Source organism: Neorhizobium alkalisoli (assembly GCF_002968635.1).
Taxonomy (GTDB): domain Bacteria; phylum Pseudomonadota; class Alphaproteobacteria; order Rhizobiales; family Rhizobiaceae; genus Neorhizobium; species Neorhizobium alkalisoli.
In genome coordinates this window covers 32,903-52,266 of the sequence record NZ_PVBN01000015.1, presented here as the reverse complement: position 1 = coordinate 52,266, position 19,364 = coordinate 32,903, and the positions used below count along the sequence as shown (strand labels likewise).

Sequence of the window (19,364 nt, the reverse complement as noted above, 5' to 3'; positions counted from 1 at the left end):
TGGCCATGTTGGCTTCCGGCATCATTGGAGAATAAGGATGGCAAGTCTCGGCCAAGCCATTAATTCGTTGTTCCTCAAGGAGTTTGTAGGCGCGTTCTTCCTATCGATGCGCTACTTCTTCAAGCAGAAGGCAACGATCAACTACCCGTTCGAAAAGATGTATTATTCGCCACGCTTCCGCGGCGAGCACGCGCTTCGTCGTTATCCGAACGGTGAAGAGCGCTGCATCGCCTGCAAGCTCTGCGAGGCGATCTGTCCTGCTCAAGCCATCACCATCGAAGCAGGTCCGCGCCGCAACGATGGCACCCGCCGCACCGTGCGCTACGACATCGATATGGTGAAGTGCATCTATTGCGGTTTCTGCCAGGAGGCATGCCCGGTCGACGCGATCGTCGAGGGACCGAACTTCGAATTCTCGACCGAGACCCGCGAAGAACTTTACTTCGACAAGGCGCGGCTTCTCGAGAACGGCGACCGCTGGGAGCGGGAGATCGCCCGCAATATCGCTCTGGATGCGCCCTATCGCTAAGAGCGGGACGCATCTGTCGGTGCCGCCGCATTTGCGGGCAGTGCGCCGATGATTTCTGGATAAAGTGCCCGGTGCGTAGGACGCGACCGGGTTTCGACGGGAAGGAGCATTCGCTCCGGTCCCGGTGAGGGACGAAAAGGCACCACGATGGGTCTGCAGGCTATCTTCTTCTATCTCTTCGCGTTCATCGCGGTGGCGTCGGCGTTTATGGTCATTTCGGCCAAAAACCCCGTTCACTCGGTGCTCTTCCTCATCCTCGTCTTTTTCAACGCGGCCGGGCTCTTCCTGCTGACGGGTGCCGAGTTCCTGGCGATGATCCTGCTGGTCGTCTATATCGGCGCGGTCGCGGTTCTCTTCCTCTTCGTGGTCATGATGCTCGATATCGACTTCGCAGAACTGCGCTCGGGCGTTTTGCAATACGCGCCGGTCGGGATACTCATCGGGTTGATCGTCGCGGCGGAATTGATCGTCGTCATCGGCGGCAGCGTCCTGACCCCTGATGCGGCTCGGTCGATAACCATGCCGATCCCTAACCCGGCGGAGCGCACCAACACTGCCGCCCTCGGCGACGTGCTCTATACGAATTATGTGTATTTCTTCCAGATCGCCGGCCTTGTTCTGCTGGTGGCGATGATCGGCGCGATCGTGCTGACGCTGCGTCACCGCACCAACATCAAGCGCCAGGATATTTCCAAGCAGGTGGCCCGTACGCCCGCGACCGCCGTCGAGGTGGTCAAGGTCAAGCCGGGTCAGGGCGTCTGAGGCGGAAAAAGGAAAAAGAAATGGAAATCGGACTTTCCCATTATCTCACGGTCAGCGCCATCCTGTTCATTCTCGGCGTGTTCGGCATCTTCCTGAACCGCAAGAACGTCATCATCATCCTGATGTCGGTCGAACTGATCCTGCTTTCGGTCAACCTCAACATGGTGGCCTTCTCCTCCTTCCTGAACGACATCGTCGGCCAGGTCTTCGCATTGTTCATTCTGACCGTTGCTGCTGCGGAAGCGGCCATCGGTCTTGCAATTCTCGTCGTCTTCTATCGCAACCGTGGTTCGATCGCCGTCGAAGACGTCAATATGATGAAGGGCTGATCAGGTCATGATCTACAAGGCAATCGTCTTCCTTCCCCTGATCGGCTTCCTGATCGCCGGCCTGTTCGGCCGCTCGATCGGTGCCAAGGCGTCCGAATACGTCACCAGCGGCTTCATGGTGATCGCGGCAATCCTGTCCTGGATCGTCTTCTTCAATATCGCACTTGCCCATGGCGACGGCCATGAGGTCATCAAGGTCGAAGTGATGCGCTGGATCCAGTCCGGCGGCATCGACGTCGAATGGGCTTTCCGCGTCGATACGCTGACGGCAGTCATGTTCGTCGTCGTCAATACCGTGTCGTCGCTGGTGCACATCTATTCGATCGGCTACATGCACCACGATCCGCATCGGCCGCGTTTCTTCGCCTATCTGTCGCTCTTCACCTTCGCCATGTTGATGCTGGTGACCGCCGACAACCTCGCCCAGATGTTCTTCGGTTGGGAAGGCGTCGGTCTCGCGTCCTATCTGTTGATCGGCTTCTGGTACAAGAAGCCGTCGGCTTCGGCCGCGGCCATGAAAGCCTTCATCGTCAACCGCGTCGGCGACTTCGGATTCGTACTCGGCATCGCCGGTGTGTTCGTCCTATTTGGCTCGATCAGCTTCGAGACGATCTTTGCTGCAGCCGCCAGCTACCTGCCGGCCGAAGGCTCGCCGGAGGCTGGACAGGCGATCATCAACATCTTCGGCATGACGCTCGACAAGGCCAACGCGATAACCGTTGTCTGCCTGCTGCTCTTCATGGGCGCCATGGGCAAGTCGGCGCAGTTCCTGCTGCACACCTGGCTGCCGGATGCCATGGAAGGCCCGACACCGGTGTCGGCGCTCATCCATGCCGCAACCATGGTCACGGCCGGGGTTTTCCTTGTCGCCCGTATGTCGCCGATCTTCGAACTGTCGCATGACGCGCTCACCGTCGTGACGTTTATCGGGGCGATCACCGCATTCTTCGCAGCGACAGTCGGCCTGGTGCAGAACGACATCAAGCGCGTCATCGCCTATTCGACCTGCTCGCAGCTCGGTTATATGTTCGTGGCGTTGGGGGTCGGTGCCTATGGCGCGGCGATCTTCCACCTCTTCACGCACGCGTTCTTCAAGGCTCTGCTGTTCCTAGGTGCCGGCTCGGTCATCCATGCCGTCGATGGCGAGCAGGACATGCGCTACATGGGTGGCTTGAGGAAGCATATCCCGATCACCTTCTGGATGATGACGATCGGCACGCTTGCGCTCACCGGCGTCGGCATCCCCGGCACGATGTTCGGCTTCGCCGGTTTCTTCTCCAAGGACGTGATCATCGAGTCCGCCTATGCTTCCCATTCGGCAGTATCCGGTATCGCTTTCACGCTCCTGGTGATCGCAGCGCTTTTCACCAGCTTCTATTCCTGGCGCCTGGCCTTCCTGACCTTCTTCGGCAAGCCACGCGCCTCCGCCGACGTGATGCACCATGTGCATGAATCGCCGATGGTCATGCTCGTGCCGCTCTACCTTCTCGCAATAGGTGCCGTTCTGGCCGGTGTTCTCTTCGAAGGTCATTTCTTCGGCCACGAATATGCGCAGTTCTGGAAAGGCGCCCTGTTCACGCTGCCGGAAAACGAAATTCTTGAAGAATTCCATCACGTGCCGGGGCTCGTGAAGTGGAGCCCGTTCATAGCGATGGCGCTCGGCTTCGTGACGGCCTGGTACATGTATATCAAGTCGCCTTCGATGCCGCGTCGTCTGGCGCAGTCGCAAAAGGTTCTCTACGAGTTCCTGCTGAACAAATGGTACTTCGACGAACTCTACGACTTCCTCTTCGTCCGTTCCGCCAAGGCGCTTGGCCGGTTCCTGTGGAAGAAGGGTGACATCGGTGTCATCGATACCTACGGCCCGAACGGCGTTGCCGCCCGTGTCGTCGACGTCACCAACCGGGTGGTCAAGCTGCAGTCCGGTTACCTTTATCACTATGCGTTCGCGATGCTGATCGGCATCGCCGCCCTCGTCACCTGGATGATGCTCGGGAGCTCAATCTAATGACCGACTGGCCAATTCTCTCGACGGTCACCTTCCTGCCGCTGGTCGGCGTCCTGCTTCTGCTGCTCACGCGGGAGGAGGGCACCTACGGTCGCCGCAACATCCTGAATGTCTCCCTGTTCACGACGACCTTCACCTTCGTGGTATCGTTGTTCATCTGGATCGGTTTCGACAATTCCAATCCCGGCTTCCAGATGGTCGAGAAGCATGCTTGGCTCGGCACCGGCATCTCCTATCATCTGGGCGTCGACGGCATATCCATGCTGTTCGTCATCCTCACAACCTTCCTGATGCCCTTCTGCGTGCTTGCCAGCTGGGACTCCGTGGGCAAGCGCCTGAAGGAATACATGATCGCCTTCCTCCTCCTGGAAGTGGTCATGGTCGGCGTCTTCGTTTCGCTGGACATCGTACTTTTCTACGTCTTCTTCGAAGCGACGCTTATTCCGATGTTCGTTATCATCGGGGTTTGGGGCGGCAAGGACCGGGTCTACGCATCCTACAAGTTCTTCCTCTACACGCTTACCGGTTCGGTGCTGATGATGCTCGCCGTCATGGCCATGTATTGGCAGACCGGCACGACCGACATTACCGAACTGTTGAAGTACGGCTTCCCGGGCGGCATGCAGACCTGGCTCTGGCTCGCCTGTTTCGCGGCCTTCTCGGTCAAGATGCCGATGTGGCCGGTCCATACCTGGCTTCCGGACGCGCACGTCCAGGCTCCGACCGCTGGCTCGGTCATCCTGGCCGGCGTCATGCTGAAGCTCGGAGGCTATGGTTTCGTGCGCTTCTCGCTCGCCATGTTCCCCTTGGCGTCCGATTATTTCGCGCCCTTCGTCTTCACACTCTCGGTGCTTGCGATCATCTACACCTCGCTGGTCGCGATGATGCAGGACGACATCAAGAAGCTGATCGCCTATTCCTCCGTGGCTCATATGGGCTACGTCACGATGGGTATCTTTGCGGCCAACGTGCAGGGCCTGCAGGGAGCGCTCTTCCAGATGCTGTCGCACGGCATCGTCTCCGGCGCGCTCTTCCTTTGCGTCGGCGTCGTTTATGATCGCCTCCACACCCGCGAAATTGCGGCCTATGGCGGGCTTGTCAACAACATGCCGAAATACGCCGTCGCCTTCATGGTCTTCACGATGGCGAATGTCGGCTTGCCGGGCACCTCTGGTTTCGTCGGGGAATTCCTGACGATCATCGGCGTCTTCCGGGTCAATACCTGGGTTGCGCTTTTCGCTGCCACGGGTGTCATTCTCTCGGCCTCCTATGCACTCTGGCTCTACCGCCGGGTGATCTTCGGCGCGCTGGAGAAGGAAAGCCTCAAAGGTCTGCTCGACCTTTCGGCGCGTGAGAAGGTCATTCTCTATCCGCTGGTCGCGCTCACCATCTTCTATGGCTTCTATCCGGCTCCGATCTTCGATGCGACGGCGGCCTCGGTAGATCAGCTGGTGAACAATTATTCCGCAGCCCTGCAGGCGGCGAAAGACCTTGCACTCAATGTGCACTGAGACGGGACACGACAGGACATGACCGCTGAAATACTCTCCCTAAGCCTGCAGCTCTCAATGCCGGAGATCATTCTGGCCGTGGGCGCGCTGGCTCTCCTGATGATCGGCGTTTTCTCCGGCGACAAGTCGACGCCAACGGTCACCGGTCTTGCGGTGGCGCTGCTTCTGGTGGCCGGACTTTGGCTGATCTTCATGCCCGGCGAGGGCGAAGCCTATGGCGGCGCGTTCATGCTCGATCCGTTCGCCCGGTTCATGAAGGTCCTCGCTCTGATGGGCTCGATCGTCGCCATGGTCATGTCCGTCGGCCGCGCCCAGTCGGATCAACTCGACCGGTTCGAATTTCCGGTTCTGCTGGTCCTCTCGACGCTCGGCATGATGCTGCTGATCTCTGCGAATGACCTTATTGCGCTTTATCTCGGCCTCGAACTGATGTCGCTGGCGCTCTATGTGATCGCCGCCTTTAACCGCGACAGCATCCGTTCGACTGAGGCGGGCCTCAAGTACTTCGTCCTTGGCGCCCTGTCCTCCGGCATGATGCTCTACGGCATGTCGCTGGTCTACGGCTTCACCGGCAATACCGGTTTTGACGAAATTGCCGGGATACTGAGCTCCGAGCCCCGGCACATGGGCCTCATCTTCGGCATGGTCTTCATACTCGCCGGTGCTTGCTTCAAGATCTCGGCTGTGCCGTTCCACATGTGGACGCCGGACGTTTATGAAGGCGCGCCGACCCCGGTCACCGCCTTCTTTGCCGCCGGTCCGAAGGTCGCCGCGATGGCGATCCTCGTCCGCATCGTGTCGGAGGCCTTCCTGCCGATCCTGACAGACTGGCGCCAGATCATCGTCTTCGTATCGATCGCCTCGATGCTGCTCGGCTCCTTCGCCGCGATCGGCCAGCGCAACATCAAGCGGCTGATGGCCTATTCGTCGATCGGCCACATGGGTTACGCCCTGGTAGGCCTCGCTGCAGGTTCCGAAACCGGCGTCTCCGGCGTCGTGCTCTACATGACGATCTATATGGTCATGACGCTTGGAACCTTCGCCTGCATCATGGCGATGCGCCGCAAGGAAGGCGGCAATGTCGAAAACGTGGATGATCTCGCCGGGCTTTCGTCCACCAAGCCGTTCATGGCGATCGTGCTGACGGCGCTGATGTTCTCGATGGCGGGTATTCCGCCGCTGGCCGGCTTCTTCGCCAAGTATTTCGTGTTTGTGGCAGCGATCGAAGCCAAGCTCTATGCGTTGTCGATCATCGGCGTGCTTTCTTCGGTCGTGGGTGCCTACTATTACCTGCGCATCGTCAAGCTGATGTGGTTCGATGAAGCCCAGGGTGAGTTCGCCCGCATTTCCGGAGAACTGCGCCTGGTCTTCGGTCTCTCCGGGCTCTTCGTCACGGCCTACGTACTCTTCGGTGGCCCGATCGGCATTGCTGCAAATGCAGCAGCCAAGTCCTTCTTCTGAGGATGACAGCTCGGGGCAACCGGTTTTCCCTTGATGAGTTTCGCCACGAAGCTCTGAGCGAAGTCGGTTCCACAAACAGCGAATGTCTCGCCCGCGCTCGCGCGGGCGATTTCGGTTTGTTGTGGATCACCGCCGGCCGTCAGCTTGCCGGGCGTGGCAGGCGCGGGCGTGCCTGGACTTCTGAACCGGGTAACCTCTACGCCTCCTTGCTGTTGATCGACCCGGCTCCTCCGGAGCGTCTGGCCTCGCTGCCTTTGGCCGTCGCTGTCGCCGCCCATGCGGCGATCCGCGCCGTGTTGCCGCCGGGCCGCGAGCCGATCGAAGTCAAATGGCCGAATGATATCCTGATCGGCCGCAAGAAGACCTGCGGTATTCTTCTGGAAGGCGAGGGGTTGCCGGATGGCCGCCGCGCGCTCGTCATCGGTATCGGCATCAATATCCGCCATATGCCTCAGGAAGTGCCCTATGGTGTCACGCGGCTTGCCGATCATGGATTCGGTGCTTCTCCGGAGGAGGTTTTTGCACATCTCTTCAGAGAGATGGCTGAAGTTCTGAAGGTTTGGGATGAGGGGCGTGGGATGGCAGAGATCAGCAGTCGCTGGCGTGCCGTCGCCTGCGGCATCGGCGAAAAAATCACCGTAAACCTGTCCGACCGCTCGCTTGTGGGCACATTCGCAGGTATCGATGACAAGGGTTTTCTGATGCTTGAAACCGGGCACGGCAAGATTTTGCCGATTGCTGCGGGTGATGTATTTTTCGACAAAACGGAATAAGAGAGAAATGGCAAAACAGGAAGAACTGGTGTTTCTGCCGCTCGGCGGCGTGGGCGAGATCGGCATGAACCTCGCCCTCTACGGCTATGGTTCGCCGGAGAAGCGCCAGTGGATCATGGTCGATTGCGGGGTCACCTTCCCGGGACTCGACCTGCCGGGTGTCGATCTGGTTCTCCCCGACATCCGCTATCTCGCCGGACAGCGCAATAACCTCAAGGCCATGATCATCACACATGCCCACGAGGACCACTATGGTGCGATGAACGATCTGTGGCCGGGTCTCAACGTGCCGGTCTATGCCTCGCCGTTCACGGCGGGCATGCTGGAAGCGAAGCGAAACTATGAGGGCTCCCGCGCCGATATTCCGGTCACGATCTTCAATGCGGGTGACCGCATCAGCATCGGCCCCTTCGAAATCGAAGCGGTAGGGGTCAATCATTCGATCCCTGAACCGATGTCGCTCGTCATCCGCACGCCGCTCGGCAATGTCATACATACCGGCGACTGGAAAATCGACGCAGCGCCGACGCTCGGACCCCTGACCGATGAGCAGCGGTTCCGCCAACTTGGTGACGAGGGCGTACTGGCTCTGATGTGCGACTCGACCAATGCGATGCGCGAAGGTGTGTCGCCTTCGGAAGAGGAGGTCTCCGAGGGCCTGCGCAAGGTGATCGAAGGGGCGGAAGGCCGCGTCGCAATCACCACCTTTTCATCGAATGTCGGCCGCATCCGCTCGATCGCGCAGGCCGCTGAAGCCGCAGGCCGGGAGGTGCTGCTGCTCGGAAGTTCCTTGAAGCGTGTCGTCGATGTCGCCCGCGACATCGGCATAATGGAAGGCCTGAAGCCATTCATAGCCGAAGACGAGTACGGCTATATTCCGCGCGACAAGATCGTCGTGATCCTCACCGGCAGCCAGGGCGAGCCGCGCGCAGCGCTTGCCAAGCTCGCGCGCGACGAGATGCGCAACGTCGCTTTGTCGGCCGGAGACACGGTGGTCTTCTCCTCGCGTACCATTCCGGGCAACGAAAAGGCCATCATAGAAATCAAGAACGGTCTCATCGAACAGGGCGTCAAGGTTGTCACCGATTCAGACGCGCTGGTGCATGTCTCGGGTCATCCGCGCCGCAACGAACTCCTCAAGATGTACGAATGGACGCGACCGCAGATCCTGGTGCCCGTGCATGGCGAGGCGGCACACCTGACGGCGCAAGCCGAACTTGCCGCATCGGCCGGCATCAAGACCATACCGCGGGTGCGCAATGGCGATATACTCCGCCTTGCGCCAGGACCGGCTGAAGTCGTCGACGAGGCACCGCATGGCCGTATATTCAAGGACGGCAAGCTCATCGGCGATTTTGAAGAAATGGGCATCGGCGATCGGCGCAAGCTCTCCTATGTCGGTCATGTCGCGGTGAATGTGCTTCTCGACAACCGCTACGAGTTCCTGACGGATCCCGATCTGGTATCGTTTGGCTTGCCGGAATTCGATGACGAGGGGGAGGACATGGAGGATGCTCTCTACGATGCCGTGCTCGGGGCCATCGAAAGCATTCCTCGCGCGCGCCGCAAGGATCTCGACCTGCTGCGCGAGGCGGTCCGCCGGGCGGTGCGCGCCGCCGCCAACGAGACATGGGGCAAGAAACCGGTCGTGACGGTATTCGTGACGCGACTGTGAACGGAGAGACCGGAAGGAAGAGGTCATGCTCGGACGCGTCAATCACATAGCCATCGCGGTGCCGGACCTGTCCGCTGCCACCGCGACCTATCGCGACGCTTTGGGTGCGCGCGTCTCCCAAGCCCAGGCTCTTCCGGAACACGGCGTCACGGTGGTCTTCGTGGAGCTTGAAAATACCAAGGTCGAGCTTCTCGAGCCGCTTGGCGCGGGCTCGCCCATCGCAGCTTTCCTGGAGAAGAACCCGGCAGGTGGCATGCACCACATCTGTTACGAAGTGGAGGATATCCTGGCTGCGCGCGACCGGCTGAAGGCCGGCGGCGCGCGCGTGCTGGGTGACGGCAACCCGAAAACCGGCGCCCACGGAAAACCGGTCATCTTCCTGCATCCCAAGGATTTTAACGGTACGCTGGTCGAGCTCGAAGAGGTCTGAACCAGTCCGAAGACTGCGGAAAACACAATGGTTTCCGCGCGTTCGGTGCCGAGCCGGATTCACGATGGCAGGCTGCGACATCCCGTCCGACGTCGCCGTTTGAGCTTCAGCGGCTTTCGTCCTATAACGCCGCCTGTTTCTTCAACCCGGAAAAGAGATCATGTCCCTGCTGACGGTCGCGGCCATCTATTTCATTCTTTGGTGGACCGTGCTCTTCATGGTCCTGCCGCTCGGCTATCGCAGCCAGCAGGAAGACGGCGAGGTGACACTCGGAACGGTCGAGAGCGCTCCTACGAAATTCCGTGGCGGCCGTGTCGTGATACTCACGACCCTGATCTCGGCTGCGCTTTACGCTGCCTATCATCTTGCTTCGACCTGGTTCGGCTTCGGGATTACCGACATTCCGAACATCGTGCCAAACTTCGAATAGACGATCAGCTCGCGGAGCGTGTCATATTCTTGTTACGCTTCCGATGCATAGCGGGCACGTCCAATCAGGCAAGCAGCTCTGATTTCAAGGCAAAAAAAAACAAGGCGGTTAAGCCTTGTTTCTAGTTTCGCGTGATCCTTAACCGTTGCCGGGGCAGCGAACAAGCGCGCCTAAGATCTGATCCTCCCAAGACTTGACCGCGAATTGGCAAGAATTTGAACTCCTTGCCTCTTTTGTGAGCTGAACCTAGCCCAACGGTTGGGCTTTGTCACTCGATTTTTTTGTATTTTTGACACACTCCAATAAAATTTTTCCGTTGACACAAATGTCCCTGACTTGCCACGAAATCTCCGCTTTTTCGCGATCTTCAGTCCCAGCGCCGAATCGCTGGCTTTCACGCGATTCCCGCAGGGGCGGGTTCCCATCGTCCCCTGAAACCGCTATGTACCGGCGCGAATATCCTCAAAAAATGGCCGAATCCTCGACCGAGAAGTAGGCCCGGCAACCTCGGAAATCTCGATGCGCCTTTCCCGCTATTTCATGCCCATTCTGAAGGAAAACCCCAAGGAAGCGGAAATCGTGTCCCACCGGCTGATGCTGCGTGCGGGCATGATCCGCCAGCAGAGCCAGGGCATCTATTCATGGCTGCCGCTCGGCAAGAGGGTTCTGGACAAGGTCAACGCCATTATTCGCGAGGAGCAGAACCGCGCCGGCGCGACCGAGCTTTTGATGCCGACGCTGCAGTCCGCCGAGCTCTGGCAGGAAAGCGGTCGGTACGATGCCTACGGCAAGGAAATGCTGCGCATCAAGGACCGCCAGGACCGTCCGATGCTTTATGGTCCCACCAACGAGGAAATGATCACGGACATCTTCCGGTCCTACGTCAAATCCTACAAGAACCTGCCGCTCAATCTCTACCACATCCAGTTGAAGTTCCGCGACGAGATCCGTCCGCGCTTCGGCACCATGCGGTCCCGTGAATTCCTGATGAAGGATGCCTATTCCTTCGACCTGACGAAGGAAGCTGCCGAACATTCCTATCGCAAGATGTTCGCCGCTTACCTGCGCACCTTCGCGCGGCTGGGGCTGCGCGCCATCCCCATGCGCGCCGATACCGGCCCGATCGGCGGCAACCTTTCCCATGAGTTCATCATCCTGGCCGATACCGGCGAGTCGGAAGTATTTTCCCACAAGGATTTCGTGAATTTCGAAATTCCGAGCGCAGAAACCGATTTTGATGATGTTGCAGGCCTCCAGGCCATCTTCGACAAGTGGACGTCCGTTTATGCGGCGACATCAGAAATGCATGACGAGGCCGCGTTTGACGCCATCCCGGAAGGGGACCGGCTTTCTGCCCGGGGCATCGAGGTTGGCCATATCTTCTATTTCGGCACCAAATATTCCGAGCCCATGGGCGCCAAGGTGCAAGGCCCGGATGGCAAGGAACATCTTGTCCACATGGGGTCCTATGGTATCGGACCAACCCGCCTTGTTCCCGCCATCATCGAAGCATCGCATGACGAGAACGGAATCATCTGGCCGGCATCGGTGGCGCCTTTCGACGTCGTGGTGATCAACATGAAGCCCGGCGACGAAGCCTGCGACCGCCTTTCCGAGACCGTCCATAGCGGGCTCACGACGATTGGCAAGGACGTGCTCTATGACGATACGGATGAGCGCGCCGGAACCAAGTTCGCCACGGCCGATCTGATCGGTGTGCCGTTCCAGGTGATTGTCGGCCCGCGCTCCGCCGCCAACGGCGAGGTGGAGCTCAAGGACCGCAAGACGGGCGAGCGCGAAGTGCTCACTCTCGAAGCGGCCATGAACAAGCTCGCCGGAGCCTGATACGGCGATTTGCCGGAGCAGTTCCAGATCTTGTCTCTGGAGCTGCGAAAGACAGAGACTGGGCAGGTTGAGGAGACTGAATGGCGAGCGTCGCGACGAATGGTGAAACGGAAAAGGCGGGCCGCTCCGCCTCGGCGGGTCCTTTTTCGGCCTTCGAGCGCATGGTCGCCTGGCGTTACCTCCGCTCTCGGCGGCGCGAAGCGTTCATATCCGTAATTGCTGGGTTCTCCTTCGTCGGCATCATGCTCGGTGTTGCGACGCTCATCATCGTCATGGCCGTGATGAACGGCTTCCGCACCGAACTCATTTCCCGCATCCTTGGCATCAATGGCCATATGATCGTCCAGCCGATCGACGGTCCTTTCAACGATTACGCCGAACTGACGCGAAAATTCGCTGCCGTCCCGGGGGTAAAGATGGCTTTGCCCTTGGTGGAAGGTCAGACGCTGGCTTCGGGTCGCGGCGGTGCGGGGTCGGGAGCACTGGTCCGCGGCGTCCGTCCGGAAGATCTCGAAAAGCTGACCGAGGTCGCCGGAAATGTGAAATCCGGCGACATGGTGGGTTTTGCCTCGGGGCAGGGCGTGCTTGTCGGCTCAAGGCTTGCCGCGCAGCTGGGCCTGAGTGCGGGGGATCAGATCACACTCATTTCCCCTGAGGGCGACGTGACGCCGATGGGCGTCAATCCGCGTGTGAAATCCTATCCGGTATCCGGCATCTTCGAGATTGGAATGTCGGAATACGATGCGACGATCATCTATATGCCACTCGAGGAATCGCAGCTCTATTTCAATGCCGATGGCATCGTGCAGTCGATCGAGCTCTTTATCGACAACCCCGACAATGTCGATGCCTTACGCCCGCTCGTGGAAGCCGCCGCCGGGCGGCAGATATTCATCACCGACTGGCGCCAGCGCAATCAGACCTTCTTCTCTGCGCTTCAGGTGGAGCGGAACGTGATGTTCATGATCCTGACGCTGATCGTGCTCGTGGCAGCGCTCAATATCATTTCCGGTCTCATCATGCTCGTGAAAGACAAGGGCAGCGACATCGCGATCCTGCGCACCATGGGTGCAGGCGCCGGCGCGATCATGCGGATTTTCTTCATGACCGGGGCGGCGATCGGCATTGTCGGCACGATCGCGGGCGTGGTGTTGGGTGTCCTCGTGTGCCTCAACATCGAGTCCATCCGGCAGTTCTTTTCCTGGTTGTCGGGCACCGTGCTCTTCGATCCGGAACTTTATTTCCTGAGCCAATTGCCGGCCGAGATGACCTTGAGTGAAACGTTGTCGGTGGTAATCATGGCGCTGGCGCTTTCGTTCATCGCGACGATCTTTCCTGCATGGCGGGCTTCGAAGCTCGATCCCGTCCAGGCCCTTCGGTACGAATAGGACCCGCATCCTTGTCACGTAAATCCGTCCTGCAACTCTCTGGTGTCGAACGCATTTACGGCCAGGGCGAGACCACGCTTTCAATCCTCAAGGGAGCCGACTTCGAACTCAGAAGTGGAGAGACGGTCGCACTGGTCGCCCCGTCCGGTACCGGCAAGTCGACGCTGCTGCATCTGGCTGGTTTGCTTGAACATCCGGATGGCGGCGAAGTTTTTATCGGCGGTCAGCCCTGCAACGACCTGAGCGACGACGAGCGCACGGCCATCCGGCGCAGCCAGATTGGCTTTGTCTACCAGTTCCATCATCTCCTGCCTGAGTTCTCGGCGTTGGAAAACATCATGATGCCGCAACTCATCGCGGGTCTTCCAAAGACCGAAGCCAAGGAACGCGCAAGCCAGCTCCTCGACTACATGCGCATCGGCCACCGGGCCGATCACCGCCCGGCGGAGCTTTCCGGCGGCGAGCAGCAGCGCGTGGCGATCGCCCGAGCCGTCGCGAACGCGCCGCGCGTGCTTCTGGCCGACGAGCCGACTGGCAATCTCGATCCGAAGACGGCATCTTATGTCTTCGAAGCCCTGGAAGCCCTGGTTCGCCAATCGGGCCTTGCCGCCCTCATCGCCACCCACAATCATGACCTTGCCCAGCGCATGGACCGCCGCGTAACGATCGAAGGCGGCAAGGTCGTCGAGATGTAACGAGCCTCTGGCAAGGCCAAAGGCATGAGGCTTTAGTTCGCTCGCCTCGCCAGACCCTCTCCGGATCGCTCCTGAACGTCCGGTGGAACAGGGACCGCAGACATGCGTTGCACCTGCCTCATGGGAGGAGCCGGATGCTGAAGGAAGCGAAGTTCGAACGGCTGGCGCGCTTTGGTTATGCTGCGCGCGGTGTCGTTTATATCCTCATTGGAGGCATGGCGCTGTTGACCAGTTTTGGTGGCGGAGAACCTGACACCAAATCGGCCCTGCAGCTCGTCCTGGAGCAGCCGCTTGGAGCGACCTGGCTGGGGCTGATCGGCGTCGGGCTGATCGGTTTTGTCCTGTGGCGGGTGGTGCAGGCAATCTTCAACACCGACAGGCACGCCCCCGACGCCAAAGGCTACGCGGTAAGGGCTGCACTTTTCGTCAGTGCCGCCACTTATGCCGGTCTGGCGCTTTATGCCATGGAGCAGGCACTGGATGTGGGGCTTGGCGGCAGCCAGGCGGGCGGTGAAAAAAGTTGGGCGGCATGGTTGATGCAACAGCCCTTCGGTCCCTATCTGGTGGGGGTGGTGGGCATTGCCATCATCGCAGCCGGAGTGGCGCAGATCGTCAAGGGAATGAAGAAAAGCTACCTGAAATATTTTAACCCCGACTGGAAACGGAGATCTGTCCTGAACGGCATTTGCATGTACGGGCTGGTGGCGCGCGGCGCGGTCTTTCTGATCTTCGGCGGTTTCTTCATTTATGCGGCGGTCGCGGTCGATCCGTCGCAAGCAGGGAGTTCGGCGGAGGCGCTCGCCTGGATACGCCAGCTGCCGTTCGGTTCCATTCTATATGCTCTGGTTGCTCTTGGCCTTTTTGCCTTTGGTGCCTATGGCCTGATCGAGGCGCGCTTCAGGAATATCGCCCCGCCGACGCTTTCTGAGGCGCGGCACGCGCTAACGGTCTGAGACCAGCAAAGAACGACAGGAAGGAGAACATGGTCTTCCACTCTCGGATGAGGCAGAGGATCGTCGAAAGGTTCATGACCTTCGAGCCGATCGGTCTGATGATGTTCGCATTTCTGGCGGGAGGCCTGTTCCTCTTCTTCAACCTGACAAGTGAGGTCGTTGAAGGCGATACACGTGCGTTTGACGAGCGCGTTCTGCTTGCTCTGAGAACGACGGCTGACCTGTCGACACCGGTGGGACCCTATTGGCTTAGCCACGCTCTCGATGACATTACGGCTCTCGGCGGCACCACCGTCCTGTCGCTGATGACTGTCATGGGAACCATTTATCTTCTCTTGGCTCGGCAGAGGGCGATAGCCATCTTTATGTTCCTATCGATCCTCGGCGGGTGGCTGGTCAGCAATGCCTTGAAGCTCGGCGTCGCCAGGCCGAGGCCGGATATCGTGCCGCATCTGATCGAGGTCTACGATCTCAGTTTTCCAAGCGGACACGCGATGCTTTCTGCCGTCACCTATCTGACGCTTGGCGCACTTTTGTCGCGAGCACAGCCATATCGGTCCACGCGTATTTTCCTGATCGCGGCCGCAATATTCCTCACGCTCTTGATCGGATTCAGCCGGATTTATCTAGGTGTCCATTATCCCACGGATGTCTTGGGCGGCTGGTGCGGCGGCGCTACATGGGCCGTCGGTTGCTGGATGATCGCTCGCCGCTTCATCTCGGCGAAACCATCTACAGACGCCTGATCAAGCGTTTCATGCTGGAGGAAAAGGAGCCCACCTTAACCATAATGCAGAATCTCCAATTCCTGTTTTGTTCCGCTGTTGACTCTCAAACAAAATGAGAACAAATTGAAAACATAAAGGAACAAGGGAGACGACGATGACTGACCTTCTTCGTGACATTGCCGCATTTGCTTCCATCGCCACCTTCGTGGCCAGCCTTTCCATGATCGTCATGGCAATGTGATTTCGGAGCGCATCTCCGAAAGACGTTGAGCAAGGAAATCCGAACTGGACTCTCTGGACGCCGCACTGGAAAATGACCCGATTCATGAAATGGGTATGGCGCGGACATGGCAGATTTGACGCAGACAAGCACGGGAGCCGAAGAGCAGGCGGCTTCCCCGCAATTCGTCCATCTCCGGGTTCATTCTGCCTATTCGCTGCTTGAAGGGGCGCTGCCTCTCAAGAAGATTCTTTCCAAGGCGGTGGCGGACAATCAGCCCGCGATCGCCATCACCGATACCAACAATCTCTTCGTCGCACTGGAATTCGCCCAGAAGGCGATCGGCGATGGCTTGCAACCGATCATCGGCTGCCAGCTGTCGATCGACATGGAAGACCAGTCGGACGAACGGCGCAACAGCCACCAGCAGCTCGCCAAGCTGCCGGCGATCGTCGTGCTGGCGGCCAATGCCGTCGGCTACGAGCGGCTCGTTGACCTCATCAGCCGCGCCTATCTTGGCGGCGAGGGACATCACTCCACCCATATCTGCCGCTCCTGGCTGGAAGAGGGCGGCACCGAGGGCCTGATCGCGCTGACCGGCGCCGGCACCGGTCCGGTCGACGTGGTCCTCAAGGAAGGCAATGCCACGCTTGCCGAGGCAAGACTGCTCAAGCTGAAGGAGATGTTCGGCGATCGGCTGTATGTCGAACTGCAGCGCCACGGCTCCTACGACCGGCGCCACGAGCACAAGATGGTGACGCTCGCCTACGACCATGATCTACCGCTGGTCGCCACCAACGAGGCTTTCTTTCCGTCCAAGGCTGACTACGACGCCCATGACGCGCTGATGGCAGTTGCCCACAATGCTATCGTTTCCGACGACAGCCGCTTTCGTCTGACGCCGGACCACTATCTGAAAAGCCGGGCCGAAATGGCCGCCCTCTTCGCCGATCTGCCGGAGGCGCTGGAAAACACCGTCGAGATCGCCAGGCGCTGCTCCTTCATCCTGAAGACCCGCAATCCGATTTTGCCGAGGTTCACCGGCGCGACGGACGATCCGGCCGAAGCCGAGCGCGCCGAGGCGGACGAACTTCGTCGCCAATCGATCGAGGGTCTGGAAGAGCGCATCGCTACCCTCGGCATGACGCGCGGCTATACCGAAGAGGATTATCGCGAACGGCTGGATTTCGAGCTCAGCGTCATCGAGAAGATGAAATTCCCGGGCTACTTCCTGATCGTTGCCGACTTCATCAAATGGGCCAAGCAGCAGGGCATTCCGGTCGGTCCGGGCCGTGGTTCGGGGGCGGGCTCGCTGGTCGCTTATGCGCTGACCATTACCGACGTCGATCCGCTGCGCTTCTCGCTTCTGTTCGAGCGCTTCCTCAATCCGGACCGCGTCTCGATGCCGGACTTCGACATCGACTTCTGCCAGGATCGCCGCGAAGAGGTGATCCGCTACGTGCAGCAGAAATACGGCCGCGAGCAGGTTGCGCAGATCATTACCTTTGGTTCGTTGCAGGCGCGCGCCGCGCTTCGCGACGTCGGTCGCGTGCTGGAAATGCCGTATGGTCAGGTCGACAAGATCTGCAAACTGGTGCCGAACAACCCGGCGAACCCGACGCCGCTTTCAAAGGCGATCGAGGAAGAGCCGAAGCTGCAGGAGGAGGCCGACAAGGAGCCCGTCGTCGCCCGCCTCCTCGATATCGCCCAGAAGATCGAAGGTCTTTACCGTCACGCCTCGACCCACGCTGCCGGTATCGTCATCGGCGACCGGCCACTGTCGAAGCTCGTGCCGATGTACCGGGACCCGCGTTCCGACATGCCGGTCACCCAGTTCAACATGAAATGGGTGGAGCAGGCGGGCCTGGTGAAGTTCGACTTCCTCGGTCTGAAGACGCTGACGGTCCTGAAGACCGCGGTCGATTTCTGCCGCAAGCGTGGCATCGAGGTCGATCTGGCCAAGATCCCGCTGGACGATACCAAGACCTACGAGATGCTCTCGCGCGGCGAGACGGTCGGCGTGTTCCAGGTGGAAAGTGCCGGCATGCGCAAGGCGCTGATCGGCATGCGGCCGGACTGCATCGAGGACATTATCGCGCTGGTGGCCCTTTACCGTCCGGGCCCGATGGAAAACATCCCGACCTACAACGCCCGCAAGCACGGCGAGGAGGAGATCGAGTCGATCCATCCGATGATCGACCATCTCTTGAAGGAGACCCAAGGGGTCATCGTCTACCAGGAGCAGGTCATGCAGATCGCCCAGGTCCTGTCGGGCTATTCGCTCGGCGAGGCCGACCTGCTGCGCCGCGCCATGGGCAAGAAGATCAAGGCGGAGATGGACCAGCAGAGCGAACGCTTTGTCGATGGCGCCATCAAGAACGGCGTCTCCAAGCCGCAGGCCAACAACATCTTCGAACTGCTTGCCAAGTTCGCCAACTACGGTTTCAACAAATCGCACGCCGCCGCTTACGCGATCGTCTCTTACCAGACGGCCTATATGAAGGCGCACTACCCGGTCGAATTCCTTGCCGCATCCATGACCTACGATATGGCAAACAGCGAAAAGCTGAACGACTTCCGCCAGGATGCTGGTCGTCTCGGTATTGCCGTCATTCCGCCGTCCGTCCAGACCTCCTTCCGGCATTTCGAGACGGGTGAAAACAAGATCTACTACGCGCTCGCGGCTCTCAAGGGCGTGGGTGAATCGGCCGTTGAGCACATCACCCAGGTGCGCGGCGAGCGGCCTTTCAAGAGCATTGAGGACTTCTGCCTTCGTATCGACCCCAAGCAGATCAATCGTCGCGTGATGGAAAGCCTGATTTCGGCCGGCGCGTTCGACTGCTTCGGAATAGACCGCGCAGAGCTCATCGGGGGCCTCGACCGCATCATCGGTTATGCGCAGCGCGCTCAGGAAGAGAAGGTCAGCGGCCAGTCGAATTTCTTCGGATCCTCAGCAAGTGCCGGTCCGGAAAAGCTTGTCCTGCCGCAGTTCAATCCCTGGACTCCATCGGAAAAGCTGATGCGCGAGTATCAGGTCCTGGGCTTCTATCTATCGGCCCATCCTCTCGATTCCTATGCCGCCGTGCTCGCCAAGATGCGCGTTCAGACGTTTGCGGATTTCTCCGCTGCCGTGAAGCAGGGCGCGACGGCCGGCCGCCTGGCTGGAACGGTAACGAGCAAGCAGGAACGCAAAACCCGCACCGGCAACAAGATGGGCATTGTCGCGTTTTCAGATTCGTCCGGTCAGTTCGAAGCGGTGCTGTTTTCGGAGGGATTGGCGCAGTATCGCGATCTCCTCGAGCCGGGCAAATCGCTGGTGATTACCGTGCAGGCAGAAGAGCGGCCGGAAGGCATTGGTCTGCGGATTCAGACCGCCCAGTCGCTGGAAGAGAAATCGGTGCAGATGCAGAAGGCGCTGCGCGTCTACGTTCGGGATTCCGGACCGTTGAAGGCGGTTGCACGGCATCTCAACGCAAGGGGCGACGGGCTCGTCTCCTTCGTCGTCATCAAGGATGACGGCAAGCGGGAGATCGAGGTGGAGTTGACGGAGAAATACCGCATTTCCCCAGAGATAGCCGCAGCACTCAGGACTGCACCGGGCGTTCTCGACGTGGAACTGGTTTAGGC

The 19,364-nt window shown here is 59.5% G+C and carries 16 protein-coding genes; all 16 read left to right on the top strand.

Annotated elements, in window-relative coordinates:
- Positions 1-37 precede the first annotated feature (37 nt).
- Positions 38-529 carry an NADH-quinone oxidoreductase subunit NuoI gene (gene nuoI, locus C5L13_RS25350; protein WP_105386058.1) on the top strand — a complete coding sequence of 164 codons (492 nt, stop codon included), beginning with the start codon at positions 38-40 and terminating at the stop codon, positions 527-529.
- A 147-nt stretch (positions 530-676) separates the two neighbouring features.
- Complete coding sequence (locus tag C5L13_RS25345; protein ID WP_105386057.1) at positions 677-1,291, top strand: NADH-quinone oxidoreductase subunit J; 615 nt, start codon at positions 677-679, stop codon at positions 1,289-1,291.
- 20 nt (positions 1,292-1,311) lie between these two features.
- Complete coding sequence (gene nuoK, locus C5L13_RS25340; protein WP_085423062.1) at positions 1,312-1,620, top strand: NADH-quinone oxidoreductase subunit NuoK; 309 nt, start codon at positions 1,312-1,314, stop codon at positions 1,618-1,620.
- 7 nt (positions 1,621-1,627) lie between these two features.
- Entirely contained in the window at positions 1,628-3,628 is a 2,001-nt protein-coding gene (nuoL, locus tag C5L13_RS25335; RefSeq protein WP_105386056.1) for an NADH-quinone oxidoreductase subunit L, read from the top strand.
- Positions 3,628-5,139, top strand: a complete 1,512-nt coding sequence (locus C5L13_RS25330) for an NADH-quinone oxidoreductase subunit M (protein WP_105386055.1) — start codon at positions 3,628-3,630, stop codon at positions 5,137-5,139. Before nuoL ends, C5L13_RS25330 begins: the two co-directional genes overlap by 1 nt.
- Positions 5,140-5,157: 18 nt before the next feature.
- Positions 5,158-6,600: an NADH-quinone oxidoreductase subunit NuoN gene (gene nuoN / locus C5L13_RS25325; RefSeq protein ID WP_105386054.1), complete on the top strand. Its 1,443-nt coding sequence runs from the start codon at positions 5,158-5,160 to the stop codon at positions 6,598-6,600.
- A 2-nt stretch (positions 6,601-6,602) separates the two neighbouring features.
- On the top strand, positions 6,603-7,373 hold the full coding sequence (locus tag C5L13_RS25320; protein WP_105386053.1) for a biotin--[acetyl-CoA-carboxylase] ligase: 771 nt from the start codon (positions 6,603-6,605) through the stop codon (positions 7,371-7,373).
- Positions 7,374-7,380: 7 nt separating this feature from the next.
- Positions 7,381-9,048, top strand: coding sequence for a ribonuclease J (locus tag C5L13_RS25315; RefSeq protein WP_105386052.1), 1,668 nt, complete (start codon positions 7,381-7,383; stop codon positions 9,046-9,048).
- 25 nt (positions 9,049-9,073) lie between these two features.
- Positions 9,074-9,478 carry a methylmalonyl-CoA epimerase gene (gene mce / locus C5L13_RS25310; protein WP_105386051.1) on the top strand — a complete coding sequence of 135 codons (405 nt, stop codon included), beginning with the start codon at positions 9,074-9,076 and terminating at the stop codon, positions 9,476-9,478.
- A 160-nt stretch (positions 9,479-9,638) separates the two neighbouring features.
- Entirely contained in the window at positions 9,639-9,908 is a 270-nt protein-coding gene (locus C5L13_RS25305; protein ID WP_105386050.1) for a DUF1467 family protein, read from the top strand.
- Between the two features lie 519 nt (positions 9,909-10,427).
- Positions 10,428-11,753 carry a proline--tRNA ligase gene (gene proS, locus C5L13_RS25300; RefSeq protein ID WP_105386049.1) on the top strand — a complete coding sequence of 442 codons (1,326 nt, stop codon included), beginning with the start codon at positions 10,428-10,430 and terminating at the stop codon, positions 11,751-11,753.
- Positions 11,754-11,833: 80 nt separating this feature from the next.
- Positions 11,834-13,141 (top strand): lipoprotein-releasing ABC transporter permease subunit, encoded by a 1,308-nt coding sequence (locus C5L13_RS25295; RefSeq protein ID WP_105386048.1) that lies wholly within the window; start codon positions 11,834-11,836, stop codon positions 13,139-13,141.
- Between the two features lie 11 nt (positions 13,142-13,152).
- On the top strand, positions 13,153-13,836 hold the full coding sequence (locus tag C5L13_RS25290; protein ID WP_105386047.1) for an ABC transporter ATP-binding protein: 684 nt from the start codon (positions 13,153-13,155) through the stop codon (positions 13,834-13,836).
- A gap of 134 nt (positions 13,837-13,970) precedes the next feature.
- A complete protein-coding gene (locus tag C5L13_RS25285; RefSeq protein ID WP_105386046.1) occupies positions 13,971-14,789 on the top strand; it encodes a DUF1206 domain-containing protein in 819 nt (272 codons plus the stop codon).
- A 29-nt stretch (positions 14,790-14,818) separates the two neighbouring features.
- Positions 14,819-15,535, top strand: coding sequence for a phosphatase PAP2 family protein (locus tag C5L13_RS25280; RefSeq protein WP_105386045.1), 717 nt, complete (start codon positions 14,819-14,821; stop codon positions 15,533-15,535).
- A 329-nt stretch (positions 15,536-15,864) separates the two neighbouring features.
- Entirely contained in the window at positions 15,865-19,362 is a 3,498-nt protein-coding gene (dnaE, locus tag C5L13_RS25275) for a DNA polymerase III subunit alpha (protein WP_105386044.1), read from the top strand.
- The last annotated feature ends 2 nt before the right edge of the window (positions 19,363-19,364 follow it).